The organism is Bacillus sp. TL12, assembly GCF_022625245.1.
Lineage (GTDB): Bacteria > Bacillota > Bacilli > Bacillales > Bacillaceae_G > Bacillus_A.
Genome location: NZ_JAJJBY010000018.1, coordinates 22,530 through 43,727, shown reverse-complemented (window position 1 = coordinate 43,727; position 21,198 = coordinate 22,530). Strand labels below are relative to the sequence as shown.

Genomic DNA, 21,198 nt, shown 5'->3' with positions numbered 1-21,198 from the left:
GAACCGAGCGTATCGATAGCCATGTAGCTCTACATCATTGTTGTATATCTTACAATCGATGTAACTAAATAACGTGATTATTATCAAGAAAAGTAGAATTAAGTCCAGAAGTTACCTTCCTCCTCAGGTTATCTACTTTTCTGGATCATCAATCCGATTAATTATAGAACCACTCGTTGTTATAACACCCCTATATTAGTTGATAAATTTCGGAAATCAAGGTCCTTTCACAATTTTAGCAATTATTCTAAAAGGATTTATCCCGCATTAACGGGCAGTAAGACCCCCACCTCAAGATTCAGAGAGAAACGAGGAAGGTAGGTGGGGATCAACTGCCCGTAAAAGCCCGATTGGTTCAACTAATAATCAGTGGGGGATGAAGAAAACCCCCACTGATTAAAGTTTCACTTTATTATTAATCATCTTTATTTCGATCTGGAACTACATTCTCATCTCCTGGCATTAGTCTCCATTTCTTTTTTAGAACGATACGGAACCAAACACCAGGCAAGAATGAGGTCATTAATGCTAACATAACGAGTACGGCAAAAAACTCCTGATTAATAATCCCTGTTGAATATGCAATAGAAGCGAGGACAATTCCTGGACCTCCACGGTCATTGATGGCTATTGCAAGATTGAGACTAGTTAAAGGATCCTGCTTGATCATCCTTGATGTTAGATAAACAGATAGAGTTTGTACGAAACAAGCAAATAACAGAAAACCGAGGAAATAAAATGGATTAAAGTGTTTAATAAGATCTAATTGTAGCCCAACAATCGCGAAATATAGTGGAATAAACCAAGAAAAGCCGACTTTTGAAACAATATATTCAACTTTATCCACTTCATCTGTTGGTATGGACAGTTTAATCATAATTCCAGCGAGAAGAGCTCCAAAAATGCTCTCTACATGTAGGTACCCTGCAAGGGATGCTAACATGAACATGGTGAATAGGAAATATCCAAGATGTGATGCTTTAAAAAGGAAATTCTTTTTAAAAAATGTTAAGCGATTAAATAAAAAGTGTGCAGTTAAAAGTACTCCGCCAATAAAGCTAAGGTTTATTAATGTCGTTTTGAGTCCCAAACTAAATGTAATAATACCTTCTTGGCTTGCTATTGCTGTTGCATATCCTAAAGCCACCCATAGAATAATATCGTGTATACCAGCACATGCAAGCACTATTTTGGCAAATCTAGTGCGCATGATTCCTAAGTCGTTAAATATTTTTGATATAACGGGTATGGATGTGACCGCGATAGATATAGCTATAACGATCTTGATTGCCAGCGGGCTGTTTGCGCTTCCTATATAGGAAGTAACATTTAATAGATCAGCAGCAAACCAACCTACAATAAATGCTGGAATGGTTGCCCCTACAACTAATGCAGAAGTAATTTTTAAATCTTCTTTATTAAATTTTGCCTGGAATTTTAACCCTGAACTAAACATGAGCATAAGTAAGCCAATTTGATAAAGAATTCCGAATAACTTACCTTCTCCATCGAAACCTAAAAACATCCATTGGAAAGTGTCAGGGAAAAAATAGCCTAACAACGTTGGTCCAAGAACAAGACCTGCCAATATTTCACCGATAACTCGAGGGATCATCAAACGTTCTGCTAAAAAACCCAATAGGTGAGCTAAAGCTAATAGGCAGCCCATGGCAAATAAAAAATGAGCGACATCTACACTCTGTATACTAAACAAAGATATCCTCCTTTCTATGAATATATATATATATTATGTAAATAGGTTGAAGTGTGTAAAGGTATGAGCACAATTTGATAAAATAATATAAAGTCCATTACTTGCTTTTCATCCTACTGTACCAATCAACCAAACCTTGTCTGTCATAGTATCAATTGCTAATCTAACTGTAGCTAAAAGAACGCCCTTTTCTGAGTTAGGGATAGGTATCTCGTATTCCTGTCATGTTTACATAACGTATCATTTTAAACAGCAAGTAAAAAGGTTTATCTCGTCAAAAAAGAGAGATAAACCTTTTTCTATAATACAAGCTGTATACTTATAAAATATATCACTTAGCCTCTTTCTGCATTACCACTTCGCCCAACGATTTCTCGCTATACTCATAAGCCTTCTCCCCATGCATCGAAATATCAAGCCCCATTTCTTCCTCATGCTCGTGCGCGCGAACAGGAAGGAAGAAGTTGATAGCTTTAATAATGGCGTACGTCATTACGATTGTAAAAGCGTATGTCGCTCCAATTGCGACAAGTTGCTTCCAAAGGAGTGCGGCATTTCCGTAAAATAATCCGTCAGCGCCGCCGCTATTTACCGAAGTTGTTGCAAACAGTCCGGTTGCAATGCCGCCCCATGTTCCGCCGATGCCGTGACAACCGAACGCGTCAAGTGCGTCATCGTATCCGAGTTTGTGTTTTAAAAAGAAGACAGCTCCGAAGCAAAGAACGCCTCCGATTGCCCCGATTAACAGAGCGGAGAAAGGAGTGACAAACCCGCAAGCTGGTGTAATCGCGACGAGACCTGATACTGCACCGCAAGCTGCTCCCATTACAGTCGGTTTTGATTGGAAGAACCACTCTGCTAAGATCCATGTTAAAGCAGAAGCTGCCGCTGCGGTATTCGTATTAATGAATGCAGTCATTGCTACGTCGTTTAGTGTAAGAGCGCTACCGACGTTAAATCCGAACCATCCGAACCATAATAAGCCGGCGCCTAGAAGTGTAAAGGGTAGATGGTGAGGGGAAGAGCCGTTTACGTCTTTTCGTTTACCGAGAAAAATCGCTAGCACAAGCCCGGCAACGCCAGATGTGATATGAACAACGTTGCCACCGGCGAAATCTAATGCTCCAAGTTCGCGAAGCCATCCGCCAACGCCCCATACCCAGTGAGCAACTGGGTTATAAACAATTGTCGTCCATAGAAGAATGAAAATAAGAAAAGCGGAAAATCGCATTCGTTCAGCGAAAGCTCCTGAAATTAATGCTGGAGTTAAGATTGCAAACATAAGTTGAAACATCATAAATAAATTGTGTGGAATAGTAGCGGAGTAGTCTGGGTTTGGTGTGAAAGTTACATTTTGTAAGCTGAACCAATCTAATGTACCAATGATGCCGTTCCAATCTGGTCCAAATGATAAAGAATAGCCGATAAACACCCATTGAATAGAAACAATCGCCATCGCGCTATAGCTATGCATTGTTGTACTCAGTACATTTTTACTACGAACCATCCCGCCATAAAAAAGGGCCAAACCTGGTGTCATAATCATAACCATTACCGTCGCTAAAAATAAAAACACAGTATCTCCCATATTCATTCTTTTCCCCTCCTGTAATGTTATAAAATATTACATTTAATGTTATGTTTCATATCATATTCAATAATTAATAAAAAATCAACACATTTTTCTGAAAATTTTAAATTATATGTAAGGAGATCTGACATATGATTTGTGTCAGTGCGGTTTGTCAGGAAAATTGATATACTATTCTTACAATTGGAAAGGATTTGGGGGATGTTCTGTGAGGAAAATGTGGAGAAGAGGAGTTTTGATTTGTTTTTGCATGATATTTGCTTTTTTGGTGCCTATGCATACATTGGCAGAAGAGAAAAGAGAATGGAAAGATGAAGTGATCTATTCTATTATGGTGGACCGTTTTAATAATGGAGATGCAAAAAATGATAGACAACTTGATGTTGGGAATTTAGAAGGATACCAAGGGGGCGATATACAAGGGATTATAAAGAGAATAGATTATATAAAGGACATGGGGTTTTCCGCTATTATGCTTTCGCCAATTTTTAAAAGTGACACGTATGATGGGAATGATTCAGTTGATTTTCAAAAGGTGAATGAACATTTTGGGTCACTGCAAGATGTGAAACAGCTCGTACAAGAAGCACATAAACGAGATATGAAAATCATGTTGCAGTTTGTTAGTGGACAAGAAGAAACACTTATTGATTCGATTAAGTGGTGGATAAAAGAAACGAATATAGATGGAAGTTATCTTATACATAGTAAAGAAATACCCCTTCCCTTTTTAAATGAAATAAAACAAAGTGTTCAAGAAGTGAAAAAGGATTTCCTCGTTATGAATGATGGGGAAGAAGGGATACATAATAAATATTATAAACATATAACAGATGTTTTTACGAAATCAGATATGTCTATTAAACCGCTTTATGATGCAAGTTTGGTAGAAAATGAAAAAGTGGTCAGTACTTTTGTGGATAGTCAAGATACGAAGCGGTTTGTTAGAATTGCAAAAGAGAACGCATATTACCCGCCATCGCGTTTGAAATTAGCGCTTGCGTATTTATACACATCACCAGGGATGCCGATTGTTTACTACGGAACGGAAATTGCGCTTGATGGTGGGGATGTGCCGGATAATCGCCGGTTAATGGATTTTAAAACGGATGAAAAATTTTTGCAGTATGTAACGAAATTAGGAGAGATTCGTCAGAAGTTCCCATCTCTCCGCCGCGGTACATTTGAGTTGCTATATGATAAAGCTGGAATGAGTGTGCTCAAAAGAAAGTATAAAGATGAAGAAACACTGATTGCGATTAACAACACAAAAGAGACGCAGAAAGTTTCGTTTTCTGCTAACGAAGTAGGAAAAGATCAGGAATTAAAGGGATTGTTGAAAGATGAAATCATTAGGGAAGAAGATGGGAATTATTATCTCGTGTTGAAGCGAGAAGAGGCAAATGTATATCAAGTGAGAGAAAAAACAGGAGTGAATTGGCTCTTTATCTCTTTATTAGTTGGTGTAAATGTACTGTTTATTGCGTTTTTAATTGCGGTAAAGAAACGGAAGAAATCATAAGCGCGGCATGGGGCGAAAAAAGGTCCTGACCGCATCTATGCAAAATCGGATGCTCTCTCCCGCCTAAAAAGAGGGTGTGTTAAGAAGTAATCTTTTTGCTACTTCCCAACACACCCTCTTATTTACATACAGTTATAACCAGCAAAGTCTATTTGCAGCTATGAAAACAAAAGCAGACCCGATCTTACTTTCTCCCTTTGTTTTCACGTGGCATGGGGCAGGAAAAGGCCCTGACCGCGTCTATGCAAGGTCGGATGCTCTCTCCCGCCTAAAAAAGAAAGGTTTTTCTTTTAGCGATAGTTAATGAATTGAACATCAATTGGTAAATCTGCGCTACGAACTGCTGCGATTACTGCTTGTAAGTCATCGCGGCTTTTCGCTGTTACACGTACTTGGTCATCTTGTACTTGTGTTTTTACTTTTAGTTTTAGTTCTTTAATGATGTTATTGATTTTTTTCGCGTTATCTTTATCGATGCCTTGTTGCAATGTTGCACGTTGACGTACTGTATTACCAGTAGCGCTCTCTACTTTTCCGTAGTCTAAATTTTTAATTGGTACTTCGCGTTTAACGAGTTTAGAGATAAGAACATCTTTCACTTGCTCTAGTTTAAACTCATCATCGGAAGTTAAAATAAGTACTTCTTTTTCTAATTTAATATCACTTTTGCTTCCTTTAAAGTCATATCGATTTTGAATTTCTTTTAATGCGATGTTAATAGCATTTGTTACTTCTGGTAATTCTACTTTTGAAACGATGTCAAAAGAACTATCTTTTGCCATAGTAAGCACCTCCAAATTAAATTCTATCTTACAGGGTATGTACTATCCACATTACAGTATAGCGGAAAATACATGAGTTAGATAGAGTAGTAAAACTTATCTGTTATGACTCATAAGCAGAGGGGAAAGAAATCCCATTTAATTAAAGTCTTACTTTATTATAGTGAATTTTGGCGAGTTGGACAAATAAAGGAAAATTCGTGTTATAATGAAGCTTTCTTTGGAATGATAAACATATAACTTTATATATAGAAGGGAATTAAAAATATATGTATTTACAACCAGGATCGATTGAACAGGTAACTGTTTTACGTGAAACGGAAATTGGGTATATGGTCGGATTTGACGATGAAGAGGGTTATGAAGAAGTATTTCTACATAAAAACGAAGTAGCAGGGGAAATTGAAGAAGGTGATGAGATTGATGTATTTTTATACCTTGATCATAAAGAACGAATTTCTGCCACGATGAAGACGCCGATCATTACAGTGCATGACTGGAACTGGGTGAAAGTTGTAGAAGTAAAACCTGATCTAGGTGTATTCGTTGATATTGGTGTTTCTAAGGATATCTTAATCCCAGCTGATGAGTTTCCGATTTATACACCGGTTTGGCCAGAAGAGGGCGATGAATTATATTGTACATTAAAATTAACAAATCGCGGCCGTCTAATCGCTCTTCCAGCAAGAGATTCAGATATGCAGGAAATCATTGTAGATGCAACGCCATCTATGCGCAATAAAAATGTAAACGGACGCGTGTATCGCTCGCTTCAAGTTGGTTCATTTGTATTAACAGATGAACATTTCCGTGCTTTCCTGCACCATACAGAAAGAAAAGAACAAGTTCGTATTGGTGAGCGTGTAACAGGTCGTATTATTGATGTGAAAGATGATGGTACGATTAATATTTCACTTCTTCCGCGTAAAGAAGAGGGAATGGAAGATGATGCTGCGGTAATCTATGAGTATATGGAGACGCGCGGAGGTGCAATGCCGTTTTGGGATAAGAGTTACCCAGAAGATATTAAAGAACGTTTTAATATGAGTAAAGCAGCATTTAAACGTGCACTTGGTAAGTTAATGAAAGAAGAAAAAGTGTATCAAGAAGAAGGCTGGACGTACTTTAAGAAATAAAAATAGGAGCCGACTGGCTCCTATTTTTTTGTCGTTATGTGTCGGTTGGTCGATATCCTTTGTCGAATCGCCGATATATTTCAATTTGCGCCGATATATGAAGAGAAACGGTCGATATATTGGGGAAATCGCCGATAAAATTTCATTTACCTAGTTTTAATACTATTCTCCTGAAAGACGAGAAAATGTATCTTTCAAATCGCTATCTTTTACTTTAATATCAGCTTTCTTGAATTCATCTAATAATATTTTTTGACCGGTCGTTTGATCTGCTAAGCGTTGTTCTTCCAGATCCTTACGAATAGAATCTTTTACTTCATCATATGGTTTCAATTCTTTTTTATCAGTCAGTTTAATAATGTGATAGCCGTTTGATGATTTGACAGGTGCGCTAATTTCACCGACCTTTAATTTATAAGCAGCTTCTTCAAATTCAGACACCATTTTACCTGGGCCGAAGTATCCAAGGTCTCCGCCGTTTTCTTTTGAACCTGGATCCTGGGAGTGCTGTTTTGCTAATTCTTCAAATGAAGCACCTTCATCTAGTTGTTTCTTCATGTCATTTGCTGTTTTTTCATCATTTACTAAAATGTGACTCGCTTTAATTTCAGGTTTATAGTTTGCTTTTACATCTTTCTCTGTAATGCTTTCCTTAATTGCTTTGTCCATTGCTAATTTGAATCTAATTTGATTTTTAAAGTCGTCTTCATCTTTTAAACGATTGCTTTCTAATACTGTTTTGAACTGATCACCAAATTGTTCTTTTGCCTTTTTGAACTCTTTATCAACTTCATCGTCCGATACTTTATATTTTTTTGTTATGATATCTTGTGCCATCATTTCATATAACATATCTTTTCCGTACCGTTCTTTTAGTTGTTTGTCAAAATCACCTTTTGTAATAGTTGAAACTTTTGATGTTGCGATTGTTTCTGAGCTATCTGTTGAGCCGCAAGCAGATAGCATTAACGTTCCGAGCGCGGCCATGGCCATCCATAATTGTTTTCCTTTCATTTTAACACCTCATCTAATTCTGTTGTTGTTATTGTAAAATAGTGAAGTGAACATGAAGTGAAATTGAGATGTTTTTTGTGAAATGAAAAAGTACATCAACAAGATTGTTGATGTACGTTATAAATCCATTTTGATTTTCCAACATATAATCCGCTGTTATGAAGAACAACAGGTGATCGCTACTTGCTTTCTCTTTTTGTTTTAACATGGCATGAGGCAGAAAAGGGATCTGACCGCTTCTATGCATAGCTAGACGCTCTCTCCTGCCTAAAAAGAGGGTATGTTAAGAAGTAATCTTTTTGCTACTTCCCAACACCCCCTCTTATTTACAAACAGTTATAACCAGCAAAGTCTATTTGCGGCTGTGAAACCAAAAGCAGACTTGCACTCATAATCTCTTTTTGTTTTAGCGTGGCATGGGACAAAAATAGGCCCTCACCGTGTCTATGCAAGATCGGATGCTCTCTCCCACCTAAAAAGGAAGGTTTTCTGTCGGTTTCTTAATCATTAAAGATGATCTGTTTTTTTAGAATAGGTACGTTCTCCTTGCTGAATATTTTTTTGTTCTTGTTCATTTTTAAGTGCACGCTTTGCGTTATTATCGCGTGCTTTTTTGTCATTATCGCTCGTATGTGGCATACATATCAACTCCATTTCTAAACGGTTGTACGTTTATCATTTCCGTTTTCGTAAAGACTATGTATACGGATAGTGGTGAACTCATGATTTATAAAGGTGGATGAAATATGGATTTGAAATTAAATTATGCTGAATTAATAAAGAAGCTCATTGTTGTTATCATTGCAGGTTTGTTAAATGCAATTGGAATGAACTTATTTTTAACACCAGCAAAAGTATATGCGAGCGGTTTTGCGGGATTATCTCAATTGCTTTCACAAGTATTAAATGATTTTGCGTCGATTCATATATCAACAGGGGCACTTTTTGCCCTATTTAATATTCCGGTTGTTATTTTAGCGTGGAAAAAGGTAGGAAAAGCGTTTACGTTATTTAGTTTTTTATGCGTCGTATTCATGACACTATTTTTAGAAATTGTGCCAGTGAAGGCAGTTTCAAATGATATTATATTAAACGCCATTTTTGGAGGGATTATTTCAGCGATAGGAGTCGGAATTGCTTTGAAATGGGGCGCATCCACAGGTGGCTTAGATATCATTGCAATGATTTTATCAAAAGTGAAAGATAAGCCAGTGGGAACGTATTTCTTTTTCTTCAATGCAATTATCATTGTTGCAGCTGGTTATATGTATGGCTGGGAAAAAGCGTTATATACGTTAGTGACGTTGTATGTGTCAACACGGATTATCGATGCAATTCATACACGCTATGTGAAAATTACCGCGTTTATCGTTACGAAAAATGGTGTTGATGTAAGAAAGGCGATACAATCTCGTTTAGTAAGGGGGATTACAACTGTACCAGCAACGGGCGCATATACAAATGAAAATAAAGAAATGTTAATGATGGTGATTACGCGTTATGAATTATATGAACTAGAGAGAATTATTAAACAGGTAGACCCTGGTGCTTTTACAAATATAGTTCAAACAGTCGGTGTATTTGGATTGTTTCGGAAAGATTAAAGAGGACCGGGAATCGGTCCTCTTGTTTTAATGTGTGTGTGTAATGTTTTGTAGTTGCTGTTGCATCTCACGCAGTTGTACCTTTTCTGCAGTTGATGAATTGGCGTAAGCGGATTGCAAAGCATTTTTTGCTCGATAAACGAGTTCCTGTTGCTCGGTGCCGCTTGAACAAGAAACGGCATTAGAAACAGCGTCTCGCGCTTGTTGAAATAATAAGTTACCCATTTAAACCCCTCCGAGAGAAGAGTTATTTCGTTCTTTTTCTGCATCAGCTAATGTACCACGGTACGGGAATCTTGCAGCATGCTGCATAACAGCATCGGCACCTTGTTGGACGAAACGTTTTGATTTGTTCTTTTTACCCAATTTGAATTCCCCCTTATTTAGCAGAAAATAACTGACGCATCGCTGCGCCTGATTATAGTATGAGCGTTTTGCGTTAAACTATAAGTAGGGAATTTTTAGATTACAACCCAAGAACCTCTTCTAAATAAAGAGCGATTCCGTCTTCTTCATTTGTTAATGTTGTATGATTTGCGAGTGACTTTAATTCAGGAATCGCATTTCCCATTGCGATGCCGTGGCCTGCATATTCAATCATTTCAAAGTCATTATCTTCGTCACCGAAGGCGATGATTCGCTCTTTCGGAATGTTGTAATGACTTGAAATTCTTTGTAATCCGACAGCTTTATTTAATCCGCTTTTTACAATTTCAATAATAGGCCAAGGAGCACCCCATTTTCTATGGTCAATTACTTCAGCATGCATATCTGTTAAATGCTTGCGAATGGCAGCAGAATGTTCATTATGTGCGTCAATTAATAAGCAAGTTGGATGGTCGTTTAAAATATTTAATAAGTCTCCTGTAAAAATCTTCGGAGAGCCGAATTCGAAAATATGCTTTTTATCCTCATCAATTTCGCGAACATATACATCATCCATTACTTCGGCATAAATGTTTTTTACGCCAAAATCAAAGCAAGCGCGAACGATTTCTTGTGCAGTGGAAAGTTCAAGGGGAGAATGATGCGTTCCCCAATTTGCATCAAGAGGGTGATGAACATAAGCGCCGTTAAAGTTAACGATAGGTGTATTCAAACCAAGTTCTTTATAATAAGCGTGACTAGCGCGAAATGGACGTCCTGTTGAAATAACAACAACATGTCCTTGCTCTTTTGCTTTTTCGATTGTTTTCTTTGTTCGTGTGGAAATGATTTTATTGTCTGTAAGTAAAGTGCCATCTAAATCTAATGCGATTAAATGTTGCTTTTTCATGTTTTCACCTCTTATGAAAAATTTTTTGGTTCTATCTGTATTTCCGTTTTGCTATGCAGAAATAAGAGGTTGGAAAGTATATAGTGAAACGACCATAAATGGAAGTTTCGTTATATATTCATCTTACGTCGAGAAACGTATTAGTGTCCACTATTTCCTGCTAAAAATCAGAAAAGTCAATGATTTTTTCGAAAGTTCAAATAATGTTTCTTTCATTTTGTACAAATTGTGAAAAGGATTACATTGCCCGTCTAACAAGACGTATAATAAAAACGTAATCTTCTCGTATATGTTTGACTCTCCTTTGAAGCTGGCCTGGAATAGGTCGGTTTCTTTTTTTTCAACGAATGATGTTTTTTCTCCTGCTTTATTATGTAAATTTATACATATGAACAGTAATCAAAAATATGACAGGTTTCCTAAACATAACAGAAAGGCTTTTTTCAAAAATGGACATACTAACGGTGTAAAGATGTCATGGAAGGAGAATGAAGATGGGACAAAATCATAGGTTTCGTTCTGGACAAAAAGCACCGAATGATGGAATATATGTAGAAATTGGTGAAACAGGGAGCATGGTGAAAGATCCGCAAATGGTAAAATTAACTGCTGGCGAAAGATTTCCTGAAAATACAAATCAAAATCGTCAGTGGACGTATAAAAGAAAACCGTAAAGAGAACCGCAGTGATTTAGCTGCGGTTTTTATGTGCATTTTTTAAAAAAATAATCCTAAAATATTGAATGAAATGGATTGTATAAAAAAGGGAACAGGAGTATAATGAGGTAAAAGGTCAAAGAAAGTCAAAAAATCAAAAAAGGTCAAACATCAAGAAAGTTGAAATGTTTGGAGGTTTATGGATATGGACTTAAATCAAATGACGACAAAAACACAAGAAGCGATTATGAGTGCACAGTCTTTAGTGGTATCTCATCATCATCAAGAAATTGATACTGTTCATCTATTGCTTGCATTATTAGAGCAACAAGATGGATTAGCAATACGTATTTTTCAAAAAATGAATGTGAATATAGAACAATTAACGAAGGAAGTAGAAAGACTTGTTCAAAAAAAGCCATCTGTTACTGGAAGTGGTGCAGAAGCTGGCAAAGTGTATGTAACAAATGCTTTGCAGCAATTGCTTGTTAAGGCAGAAGCTGAAGCGAAAAAATTGAAAGATGAATATATTTCAGTAGAACATATACTACTTGTCTTTTGTGAAGAGAACAGTGATATAAAACGTTTATTTACAACGTTCCATATAACAAAGAACGAGCTTTTACAATCGTTAATGGAAGTTAGGGGGAATCAAAGAGTGACTAGTCAAAATCCAGAAGTAACATATGAAGCGTTAGAAAAGTATGGCCGTGATTTAGTGGCAGAAGTAAAACAAGGGAAAATTGATCCGGTAATTGGGCGTGACAGTGAGATTCGCCGCGTCATCCGCATTCTTTCTCGTAAGACGAAAAATAACCCTGTGTTAATTGGTGAACCTGGGGTTGGTAAAACAGCGATTGTTGAAGGGTTAGCACAACGAATCGTGCGAAAAGATGTACCAGAAGGTTTAAAAGATCGAACAATTTTTGCTTTAGACATGAGTGCGCTTGTCGCAGGTGCAAAGTTCCGTGGTGAGTTTGAAGAACGTTTGCAAGCTGTTTTAAATGAGATTAAAAAAAGTGAAGGCCGTATTCTTTTATTCATCGATGAGCTTCATACGATTGTTGGTGCTGGTAAAACAGAAGGAGCGATGGATGCTGGGAATATGTTAAAACCAATGCTTGCACGTGGTGAATTGCATTGTATTGGCGCAACTACTTTAGATGAATATCGAAAATATATTGAGAAAGACCCGGCATTAGAACGTCGTTTCCAACAAGTATTAGCAGAAGAGCCAACAGTAGAAGATACAATTTCAATTTTACGTGGTTTAAAAGAGCGTTTTGAAATTTATCACGGTGTAAATATTCATGACCGCGCGATTGTAGCAGCGTCTGTATTGTCTGATCGATATATATCTGATCGTTTTTTACCAGATAAAGCGATTGACCTTGTCGATGAAGCGTGCGCGACGATTCGAACAGAGATTGATTCCATGCCAACGGAATTAGATGAAGTAACACGCCGCATTATGCAACTTGAAATTGAAGACGCTGCTTTAGGAAAAGAAACAGACCGTGGTAGTCAAGAGCGACTCAAAACATTGCAACGTGAATTATCTGATTTAAAAGAAGTTGCAAGTGGAATGCGAGCACAGTGGCAAAAAGAAAAAGAAGAAATCCATAAAGTTCGTGATTTACGGGAACACCTTGAACGTTTACGTCGTGAATTAGAAGAAGCAGAAGGAAATTACGATTTAAATAAAGCAGCTGAGCTTCGTCATGGCAAAATTCCAGCAGTGGAAAAAGAGTTAAGAGAAGCGGAAGAAACAGGGGCACATAACGGACAAGAGAACCGTTTACTTCGTGAAGAAGTAAGTGAAGAAGAAATTGCAAATATTGTTTCACGTTGGACTGGTATTCCAGTGGCCAAACTTGTAGAGGGTGAACGTGAAAAACTACTACGTTTAGAGCGAATTTTATCAGAACGCGTAATTGGGCAAGATGAAGCAGTGAGTCTTGTATCAGATGCGGTTCTTCGGGCTCGCGCAGGTATTAAAGATCCAAATCGTCCAATTGGTTCGTTCATTTTCTTAGGACCTACAGGTGTTGGTAAAACGGAGCTCGCTAAAACATTAGCGCAATCTTTATTTGATAGTGAAGAACAAATCATCCGCATTGATATGTCTGAGTATATGGAGAAACATGCCGTTTCTCGTTTAATTGGAGCTCCTCCTGGATATGTAGGGTATGAAGAAGGTGGACAATTAACAGAGGCGGTGCGTCGTAAACCGTATTCCGTTATCTTATTAGATGAAATTGAAAAGGCACATCCAGAAGTATTCAACATTTTACTGCAAATGTTAGATGATGGACGTATTACAGATTCACAAGGACGAACAGTAGATTTCAAAAATACAGTTATTATTATGACATCTAATATTGGTTCAGGGTATTTATTAGAAGGTTTACAAGAAGACGGTACAATTAAAGAAGAATCAAGAGAACTTGTGATGGGGCAACTACGAGGACATTTCCGTCCAGAGTTTTTAAACCGTGTGGATGAAATTATTTTATTTAAACCACTTACAACAAATGAAATTAAAGGCATCGTTGATAAAATTGTCAAAGAATTACAAGGTCGTTTAGCGGATCGCCATATATCAGTGGAATTGACAGAATCAGTAAAAGAATTTGTTGTAGAATCTGGATTCGATCCGATGTACGGGGCACGTCCACTAAAAAGATATGTACAGCGTCAAATTGAAACGAAATTAGCGAGAGAATTAATCGCAGGGACAATCACTGATAATAGTCATGTCGTTGTTGATGTACAAAATAATGAACTAGTTGTTCATGTAAAATAAAAAAGAGTCCGGAATGAAACCGGACTCTTTTTTAGTGTTGTTCTACTGGTTCGTTTGGAATTGCTGCTGCAATTGCCATTACAAGTACAGCAAGAACAACTGAGAAAATAGACGCTTGTTGGAAATCGTATACACCGCCAGTCATAGAGCTAATTACGTAGCTCATCATATGTACAAGCATAAACGACCAAATAAAGGCCCAAATTACACGCATCTTTTCACACCCCTATTCGTACAATCTGTCTATATTGTAACACAATTGAAAAAAGAATATAGAAAAATATTTGTGGATTTTTCAACGCAAATTTGGATTCTGCTCATACATTATAAAAGGAGTAGTTTTAATGTTTAGAAAATAAGGCGGGAGAATAATGAGTGTTACGGAACGTTTTTTTTACTTAGAACAAGAACCATGTGTAATTTATTTGCCAGAGAAGCCGAATGGATTCGGTGTTATGCTTCTTGGTGATTACAATTATTTTATTGAGAATGGTACAAGTTTATGGATGCAGCATGCAGGGCGAGCTCATTTTTTAAATGGGATGATAGAAAATGGATATACAGTTTTTTCATCTAATCTATACGGGCGACATTGGGGAAATGATCAAGCAGTTCGTTTAGCAAAGCGCTTGTATCATGTTGTGATGAAAAAAGAAACATTAAACGAACGAATCCATATCGTTGCAGATGGCATGGGGGCGCTCGTGGCTCTTGAAATGATGAATCGGTACCCAGAATGTATCAGGTCTGTAGTGATGCTGAATCCATGCCTAGATTTACCTGCACATGTAGAACTTGAAAAAGAGCATAAATTTTTCTATAAAAGGCTAGTGAAAGAGCTATTGCTTGCGTATGATGTGAAGGAAGCGCAGTTAGAAGCGGAAATTGCCAAGAAATCCTTTTCTTATTTACATTCTTGTGTGCCTGTGAAAATATTTGTATCTACACAAGAACAAAAAGCGCGTAAGCAGTTGTTACGTGAATATGAAAAAAAACGAATCAATGAAAGTTGTGAGACGTCACTATCGTTTCATTTACAACATGTAAAATATAAAGTGGTTCAGCATACATGTTGTTTCTTTAAAAAATATGAAGAAGATTTATGAAGCTCCAATATACATAGATGAGGAGCTATTTGTTTAGAGGAAGAAAGGGTTGGTGACATGAAGCGTGTACTTATTATAGGGGCACTTTCATTTGTAGGCTATCACCTTGTAAATAAAATGATTGAAGAAGAAGTGGAAGTATATGGTCTTGATTTTGATGATCTAGAAAGTATGTCAAAAATAAGTGAAGAAAAGTTATTTTTAATTGGTAGGAATAGTTTGTTTGCGTATTCGTCTATAAGAGACGAGAACGGGTGGAAACCAGTAGAAACGGAGCAGTTTGATGTAGCTTACTTTTGTTTATGTGAACCGAATAGGCAAACTGGATTTCGGAACGAACGAATCATTTTACAATATTTAAAGCGAGTTATTCATATGTGTGAAAAAAAACAAGTAAAGCTAAATGTACTTTCTTCTATTGAAGTAGCGAATGTAGAAGATCAATCTGAAAATAAACGATTATTTATGAAAATAGAGGAAGAGGTTGAGAAAGCACAGATTTGCTATAGTATACTTCGTGTTCCAACTTTATATGGGCCATGGCAACCTTCCTTTATGACGTACCACAGGCTCATCCTTTCTGAAATTATGGAAAAGGAATATCAGCTTGTTCAAAATGAAAATAGAGCGGATCTCCTTTACGTAGAAGATGTGTGTGAATATTTATGGGAAAAAGGTAAAAGTATAGAAAATTTAGGTGTATATAATATGATTAGTGGTAAAAAAAATCTATGGGAAAAAGGAATTACCCTTTTGAATGCTGAGAATAAAGTAGGAGAAATTGTTAAAGAAGTAAAAAAAGAAGAGATAAAGAGTATTTGTATTATGAAAAACACACCGTTAGAATTTGGTTTAAATAAGCAACTTACACATTTAAAACGATATAAAGAGTTATACGAAGGCCAAAACACATGTTAAACTATGTAAATACAAATTGAAAAAACGATATAAAACCTTTCTCTTTTAAGTGGAAGAGAGAATCCGCCCATGCATAGAAGCGGTCACCTTTTGTTTTTGTAGCACCGACTTATATGTTGAAAAATCCAAAGGAATTGATATAGTGTAGAAGTAAGGAGAACAGTTCTCCTTTGATAGAAAGGATGAAGAACGATGAACGAAAAAAATATGCAGTTTTTACAAATCGCTATGAAACATTTGCCGGAAGCAAAAGCTATTTTAGATGATAACGGGATTGCGCTTGATATGGAAAAAGCGCAGCCAGTACTAGAGTTATTAATGAAAGTAATGAATGAAGCATATGAGCTTGGAAAAGCGGGAAAATAAGGTCGACAATATGTCGGTCTTATTTTTTTTACAGAATTTGTGAGTGGGATTGGTCAATTAGAAATATATTCTAGACAAATAAACATTTATGTTTTAGAATTAGTACCAAGTCATAATAATTGATATAAAACGGAGGGCTGCGATGTGAACGTAGGCATTTTAGGGATCGGTAGATATGTGCCAGAAAAAGTAGTCACTAATCACGATTTAGAGAAAATTATGGATACATCCGATGAATGGATTCGTACAAGAACGGGAATTGCAGAGAGACGCATTGCCGATGATACAATAAATACTTCATATATGGCGGTAGAAGCTGCCAAGAAAGCACTTGAAGATGCAGGGATTAGCGGAGAGCAAATTGATCTTATTTTAGTAGCGACGGTAACGCCAGATCGACCTTTCCCAGCGGTTGCTTGCGTGATTCAAGAACAAATTGGTGCAAAACATGCAGCGGCGATGGATTTAAGTGCGGCATGTGCAGGGTTTATGTACGGAATGATTACAGCGCAGCAATTTATTCAAACTGGAACTTATAAAAACATATTAGTAGTTGGTTGTGATAAATTATCTAAAATTGTAGACTGGAATGACCGCAATACAGCAGTATTATTTGGAGACGGAGCGGGTGCTGTTGTAATGGGAGCTGTTTCAGAAGGGAAAGGTATTCTTTCATTTGAATTAGGAGCGGATGGAAGTGGTGGCAAGCACCTTTATCAAGATGAATATGTTATGATGAATGGCAGAGAAGTCTTTAAATTTGCTGTTCGCCAACTGGGTGAATCCTGTCTTCGAGTTGTTGAAAAAGCCGGTTTTACGAAAGAAGATGTGGACTTTTTAGTGCCTCATCAGGCGAATATTCGTATTATGGAATCGGCAAGGGAACGATTAAATTTGCCGCCAGAAAAAATGAGTACAACAATTGAAAAGTTTGGGAATACGTCAGCTTCTTCAATTCCACTTGCTATCGTAGAGGAATTACAAAATGGGCGTATTCAAGATGGCGATTTAATTGTCTTAGTTGGTTTTGGTGGCGGATTAACTTGGGGAGCAGTTGCTCTTCGTTGGGGTAAATAAGGACTGAGAGAAAAAAGGAGTGTATTTTGTATGGGAAAGAAGCGTGTCGTAATTACAGGATTAGGAGCTGTTACACCCATTGGAACGGATGTTGAAACGGCTTGGAATAACATTAAAAATGGTGTATCTGGAATCGGACGTATTACACGCATAGATCCAGAATTATTTCCTGCAAAAGTAGCAGCAGAAATTAACGACTTTGAAGTCGAGAAATATATGGATAAAAAAGAAGCGCGCCGTATGGACCGCTTTACGCAATATGCTGTAGCAGCAGCAAAAATGGCAGTTGAAGATGCGAAGTTAGAAATTACAGAAGAAAACGGCCCGCGCATTGGTGTATGGGTAGGGTCTGGTATTGGTGGTATGGAAACATACGAAGAACAATTTAAAATCTTTACAGAAAAAGGACCACGCCGCGTTAGTCCATTTTTCGTACCAATGATGATTCCTGATATGGCTGCTGGCCAAGTATCGATTGCTACAGGTGCAAAAGGAATTAATACTTGCTCTGTAACAGCTTGTGCATCAGGTGCAAATTCAATCGGCGATGCTTTTAAAGTGATTCAGCGTGGTGATGCAGATGCGATGATTACAGGTGGAGCAGAAGCGCCGTTAACAAGTATGGCGTTTGCAGGATTCAGTTCAGCAAAAGCATTAACGTTTAATGACGACCCAGCAACTGCTTGTCGTCCATTTGATAAAAATCGTAGTGGATTTGTAATGGGAGAGGGCGCAGGTATTCTTATCCTTGAAGAACTAGAACATGCATTAGCACGTGGTGCGCGTATTTATGCTGAACTTGTTGGATATGGTGCAACAGGTGATGCGTTCCATATTACAATGCCTGCTCCTGGCGGTGAGGGCGGCGTTCGTGCGATGCGCCAAGCATTAGCAGATGCAGGACTTCAGCCTGACGATATCGATTATATTAATGCGCATGGTACAAGTACAGATGCGAATGAGAAATATGAAACGATGGCAATCAAAGAAACATTTGGTGAGCATGCATATAAAGTAGCGATTAGCTCTACAAAATCAATGACTGGACACTTATTAGGCGCAGCTGGTGCTGTTGAGGCGATTTTCTCAGTAAAATCGATTACAGATGGAGTAATTCCGCCAACAATTAACTATGAAACACCAGATCCAGAGTGTGATTTAGATTACGTACCAAATAAAGCGAGACATCAAGAAGTAAATACTGTTTTAAGTAACTCATTAGGGTTCGGTGGTCATAACGCAGTGTTAGTATTTAAAAAATATCAATAGTATATTGTAGTGAGAGAGGGGGTTAAAACCCTCTCTTTTTTAGTTGGAAGAGAGCGTCCATACATGCGTAGAAGCGGTCAGATCTTTTTTCGCCCCATGCCGTGTGAAACCAGAAGGAGAAAGTGAGAGTGGGTCAGTTTTTGTGTTCATAGCCGTAACGCAGTAGTAGTATTTAAAGCGTAAGTAGTAAGATGGTATTTTGGGAGGTAGCAAAGAGGTTGTTTCTTAAAATACTCTTTCTTTTTGGGGGAAGAGAGCGTCCGATCTTGGATAGAAGCGGTCAGTACTTTTTTCACTCTATGCCATGTGGGAAAGATGTAGTTGCGAAGCCAGGAACAAAGTAAAGCCAATCAAAAGTTTTACTTTATCACTTCGCGTTCGCTCCTTTTCTTGCATATATATAGAAGAAAAGGGAGGGGTGAAGATGGGGGTTATTCAAACGGCAGATTGGTTGCACCTTTATTATGGACGTCCCGAAAAGCTTTGTGAGAAGTTTACGAAATACATTCCATTGCCAAAGGAAAGGTTATATCAATTTTTAATTTCTAAAGGAATGTACCGTCCGGTGATGGAAGGACAAAAAGAAATCGAGCAGCTAGAAGAAAAACAGATTTGGAAAGAGCTTGCTAAGGAGTATGCAGAACTAAAGAACTGGTTGCAAGGTCCAGATGTCCCTGTCTTTATTTTATTATCAGATTCATATAACCGGACTGTGCAAGTGGAATATAACGGAAAAGCTGGTTTAACCATGCGGCATGTTATTTTTTTGTTTGTAAGTGGCCGAAATTCAGTGAAGGAGCTAAAAGCCTTACTTACGCATGAATATCATCATATATGTCGGTTACATCAAATTGGAAAGAAAGAAAGAGACTATACATTGCTTGATACAATCATTATGGAGGGGCTGGCAGAGCAAGCTGTGTATGAAAGACATACAGAAATGGATTATGCACCGTGGACGTCATACTTTTCAAAAGAGGAAGCGGTTCATTATTGGGAGAAGATTGTAAAAGAAAGAATAGATATAAAGAGAGGCACAAGGGAGCACGATTGTTTACTAAATGGAATGCAAATATATCCAAAGATGCTTGGGTATGGCGTCGGATTTCATATTGTCAAAGATTGTGTGGAAGTTGAGAAAGATAATACGCTTTCTTTATTGTCCTTAGATGCCATGCGTATATTAAATAAAGCGAATGCTTTTACTTCTTAATAGGTGATCAATCAAAAACTTGGCGCTGCCAAGTTTTTTTGAGGTTGTATAGAAAGTTTTTGTATCGTTTTTTTGTCGTTTAGTCGATATCCTTTGTCGAATCGCCGATATATTTGAATTTGCGTCGATATATGGTGAGAAACGGTCGATATATTTGAAAAATCGCTGATAAAATTTTATTTAGCTTCTTGTTCGCTAGTTTATTTTGTTAGAATAGCCACTACTTATGTGTCGGAAAATAAAAATGAATATATACATAGAATATATTTCCTTTCATGGAATAAAAATTACAAAAAATGAACATAATGAGTTGTACAAACAGTAGTGAAGTGAGGGGTAGAAAATGTTATATCTGCATGATGTATGGGTAAATTGGTTTGAAGGTGAAGAAAATGGGTATAACGTTTGTCATTTTTACGAATGGCGGAAGGATGATACGATCGAATTATTAGATCAAGTGCCATTATTAAAAGTAGATTCCACATTATATCATTACATCGAGAACGAATTATTGGAACTTCCGCAAAAACTATTGGAAGACGTACATCATAAGGCGTATATTCGTAAAAATCACGAGCGTTTGCAGCAAGAGTATTGTTTTGTTGTCACAGATGGAAAAGGAATTATTGCAGTAGATTCAATTGGGTACAATGTACCGATTCGAAAAAGCAGGCTTATTCCACGTCAAGAGCAGATGGTATATGAGATGGTGGAAAATGTCCAAGCAGAAAAGTATGAGTTTCAAATGGAAGAATCAAAAAAGGAACATCATATTTTATCGCCATCGCCATATATTATGAATGGCTTAACTCGTAAAGAACGACAATTAAAACAATTGCTTTTTATGGCGCTAGATCAACTACATACAACGAAAAATCCAGCTGAAATCCGTTATTGGTATACAGAATGGGATCCAGCAGCATATGGAACTGTTCAACATATGAAATTTGAAGATGTTTGGGAGCGCCTTTATGAAGAAGCGCAATATGGCTGGTCAGAGAAACACGAACAGTTATGTGAACGCCTTGTAAAAGGGCAACCATTCTTTGAAAAGTTATGGGAAATGGAAAATGAACAAAAGGTAAATTAAAAAAGCCGCCAAATTTGGCGGTTTTTTAATTTTGTCTAGCTTGAGGAGGCGACTGCTT

At 37.3% G+C, this 21,198-nt stretch carries 21 protein-coding genes; 12 read left to right on the top strand and 9 right to left on the bottom strand.

The window, feature by feature from the left end; all coding sequences use genetic code 11:
* Window positions 1–415: 415 nt before the first annotated feature.
* Both LOK41_RS17035 and LOK41_RS17030 read right to left on the bottom strand, forming a co-directional pair.
* Complete coding sequence (locus LOK41_RS17035) at window positions 416–1,714, bottom strand: cation:proton antiporter (protein WP_241817537.1); 1,299 nt, start codon at window positions 1,712–1,714, stop codon at window positions 416–418.
* A 331-nt stretch (window positions 1,715–2,045) separates the two neighbouring features.
* Window positions 2,046–3,308: an ammonium transporter gene (locus tag LOK41_RS17030; protein WP_241817536.1), complete on the bottom strand. Its 1,263-nt coding sequence runs from the start codon at window positions 3,306–3,308 to the stop codon at window positions 2,046–2,048.
* Between the two features lie 247 nt (window positions 3,309–3,555).
* On the opposite strand from LOK41_RS17030, the gene LOK41_RS17025 reads away from it, so the two are divergent.
* Entirely contained in the window at window positions 3,556–4,827 is a 1,272-nt protein-coding gene (locus tag LOK41_RS17025) for an alpha-amylase family glycosyl hydrolase (protein ID WP_241817577.1), read from the top strand.
* 290 nt (window positions 4,828–5,117) lie between these two features.
* Here LOK41_RS17025 and LOK41_RS17020 read toward each other — a convergent pair whose 3' ends face one another.
* Window positions 5,118–5,609, bottom strand: coding sequence for a YajQ family cyclic di-GMP-binding protein (locus tag LOK41_RS17020; RefSeq protein WP_001040142.1), 492 nt, complete (start codon window positions 5,607–5,609; stop codon window positions 5,118–5,120).
* A gap of 269 nt (window positions 5,610–5,878) precedes the next feature.
* Here LOK41_RS17020 and LOK41_RS17015 point away from each other — a divergent pair, with 269 nt between their 5' ends.
* Complete coding sequence (locus LOK41_RS17015; RefSeq protein ID WP_241817535.1) at window positions 5,879–6,745, top strand: CvfB family protein; 867 nt, start codon at window positions 5,879–5,881, stop codon at window positions 6,743–6,745.
* Between the two features lie 162 nt (window positions 6,746–6,907).
* On the opposite strand, the gene prsA is transcribed toward LOK41_RS17015, so the two are convergent.
* Window positions 6,908–7,759: a peptidylprolyl isomerase PrsA gene (gene prsA, locus LOK41_RS17010; protein ID WP_241817534.1), complete on the bottom strand. Its 852-nt coding sequence runs from the start codon at window positions 7,757–7,759 to the stop codon at window positions 6,908–6,910.
* Between the two features lie 507 nt (window positions 7,760–8,266).
* Window positions 8,267–8,398 carry a DUF3941 domain-containing protein gene (locus LOK41_RS17005; RefSeq protein ID WP_174103603.1) on the bottom strand — a complete coding sequence of 44 codons (132 nt, stop codon included), beginning with the start codon at window positions 8,396–8,398 and terminating at the stop codon, window positions 8,267–8,269.
* A gap of 107 nt (window positions 8,399–8,505) precedes the next feature.
* Here LOK41_RS17005 and LOK41_RS17000 point away from each other — a divergent pair, with 107 nt between their 5' ends.
* Window positions 8,506–9,363, top strand: a complete 858-nt coding sequence (locus tag LOK41_RS17000) for a YitT family protein (protein WP_241817533.1) — start codon at window positions 8,506–8,508, stop codon at window positions 9,361–9,363.
* A gap of 27 nt (window positions 9,364–9,390) precedes the next feature.
* On the opposite strand, the gene LOK41_RS16995 is transcribed toward LOK41_RS17000, so the two are convergent.
* The 3 genes from LOK41_RS16995 to LOK41_RS16985 all read right to left on the bottom strand — a co-directional run bounded on the left by LOK41_RS16995 (window position 9,391) and on the right by LOK41_RS16985 (window position 10,639).
* Window positions 9,391–9,588, bottom strand: coding sequence for a DUF3813 domain-containing protein (locus LOK41_RS16995; RefSeq protein WP_174103605.1), 198 nt, complete (start codon window positions 9,586–9,588; stop codon window positions 9,391–9,393).
* Window positions 9,589–9,729, bottom strand: a complete 141-nt coding sequence (locus tag LOK41_RS16990; protein WP_174103606.1) for a competence protein — start codon at window positions 9,727–9,729, stop codon at window positions 9,589–9,591.
* A 100-nt stretch (window positions 9,730–9,829) separates the two neighbouring features.
* Window positions 9,830–10,639, bottom strand: a complete 810-nt coding sequence (locus tag LOK41_RS16985) for a Cof-type HAD-IIB family hydrolase (RefSeq protein WP_241817532.1) — start codon at window positions 10,637–10,639, stop codon at window positions 9,830–9,832.
* A 494-nt stretch (window positions 10,640–11,133) separates the two neighbouring features.
* On the opposite strand from LOK41_RS16985, the gene LOK41_RS16980 reads away from it, so the two are divergent.
* Together LOK41_RS16980 and clpB are read left to right on the top strand one after the other, a co-directional pair.
* Complete coding sequence (locus LOK41_RS16980) at window positions 11,134–11,313, top strand: YjzC family protein (RefSeq protein WP_174103608.1); 180 nt, start codon at window positions 11,134–11,136, stop codon at window positions 11,311–11,313.
* Between the two features lie 187 nt (window positions 11,314–11,500).
* On the top strand, window positions 11,501–14,101 hold the full coding sequence (gene clpB, locus LOK41_RS16975; protein ID WP_241817531.1) for an ATP-dependent chaperone ClpB: 2,601 nt from the start codon (window positions 11,501–11,503) through the stop codon (window positions 14,099–14,101).
* Window positions 14,102–14,132: 31 nt separating this feature from the next.
* On the opposite strand, the gene LOK41_RS16970 is transcribed toward clpB, so the two are convergent.
* Window positions 14,133–14,315, bottom strand: coding sequence for a YjzD family protein (locus LOK41_RS16970; protein WP_001263983.1), 183 nt, complete (start codon window positions 14,313–14,315; stop codon window positions 14,133–14,135).
* A gap of 157 nt (window positions 14,316–14,472) precedes the next feature.
* Here LOK41_RS16970 and LOK41_RS16965 point away from each other — a divergent pair, with 157 nt between their 5' ends.
* The 7 genes from LOK41_RS16965 (at window position 14,473) to LOK41_RS16935 (ending at window position 21,140) form a co-directional block, all read left to right on the top strand.
* Window positions 14,473–15,207 (top strand): lipase family protein, encoded by a 735-nt coding sequence (locus LOK41_RS16965; protein ID WP_174103610.1) that lies wholly within the window; start codon window positions 14,473–14,475, stop codon window positions 15,205–15,207.
* A gap of 57 nt (window positions 15,208–15,264) precedes the next feature.
* Window positions 15,265–16,125 (top strand): NAD-dependent epimerase/dehydratase family protein, encoded by an 861-nt coding sequence (locus tag LOK41_RS16960; protein ID WP_174103611.1) that lies wholly within the window; start codon window positions 15,265–15,267, stop codon window positions 16,123–16,125.
* Between the two features lie 192 nt (window positions 16,126–16,317).
* Complete coding sequence (locus tag LOK41_RS16955; RefSeq protein ID WP_003195910.1) at window positions 16,318–16,491, top strand: ComZ family protein; 174 nt, start codon at window positions 16,318–16,320, stop codon at window positions 16,489–16,491.
* A gap of 144 nt (window positions 16,492–16,635) precedes the next feature.
* Window positions 16,636–17,568, top strand: coding sequence for a beta-ketoacyl-ACP synthase III (gene fabH, locus LOK41_RS16950; RefSeq protein WP_174103612.1), 933 nt, complete (start codon window positions 16,636–16,638; stop codon window positions 17,566–17,568).
* A gap of 30 nt (window positions 17,569–17,598) precedes the next feature.
* A complete protein-coding gene (gene fabF, locus LOK41_RS16945) occupies window positions 17,599–18,837 on the top strand; it encodes a beta-ketoacyl-ACP synthase II (RefSeq protein WP_174103613.1) in 1,239 nt (412 codons plus the stop codon).
* A gap of 424 nt (window positions 18,838–19,261) precedes the next feature.
* A complete protein-coding gene (locus LOK41_RS16940) occupies window positions 19,262–20,050 on the top strand; it encodes a DUF2268 domain-containing putative Zn-dependent protease (protein WP_241817530.1) in 789 nt (262 codons plus the stop codon).
* 343 nt (window positions 20,051–20,393) lie between these two features.
* The gene (locus tag LOK41_RS16935; protein WP_174104076.1) at window positions 20,394–21,140 is read left to right on the top strand and encodes a YjbA family protein; all 747 of its coding nucleotides are present in this window, start codon (window positions 20,394–20,396) and stop codon (window positions 21,138–21,140) included.
* Window positions 21,141–21,198: the final 58 nt, after the last annotated feature.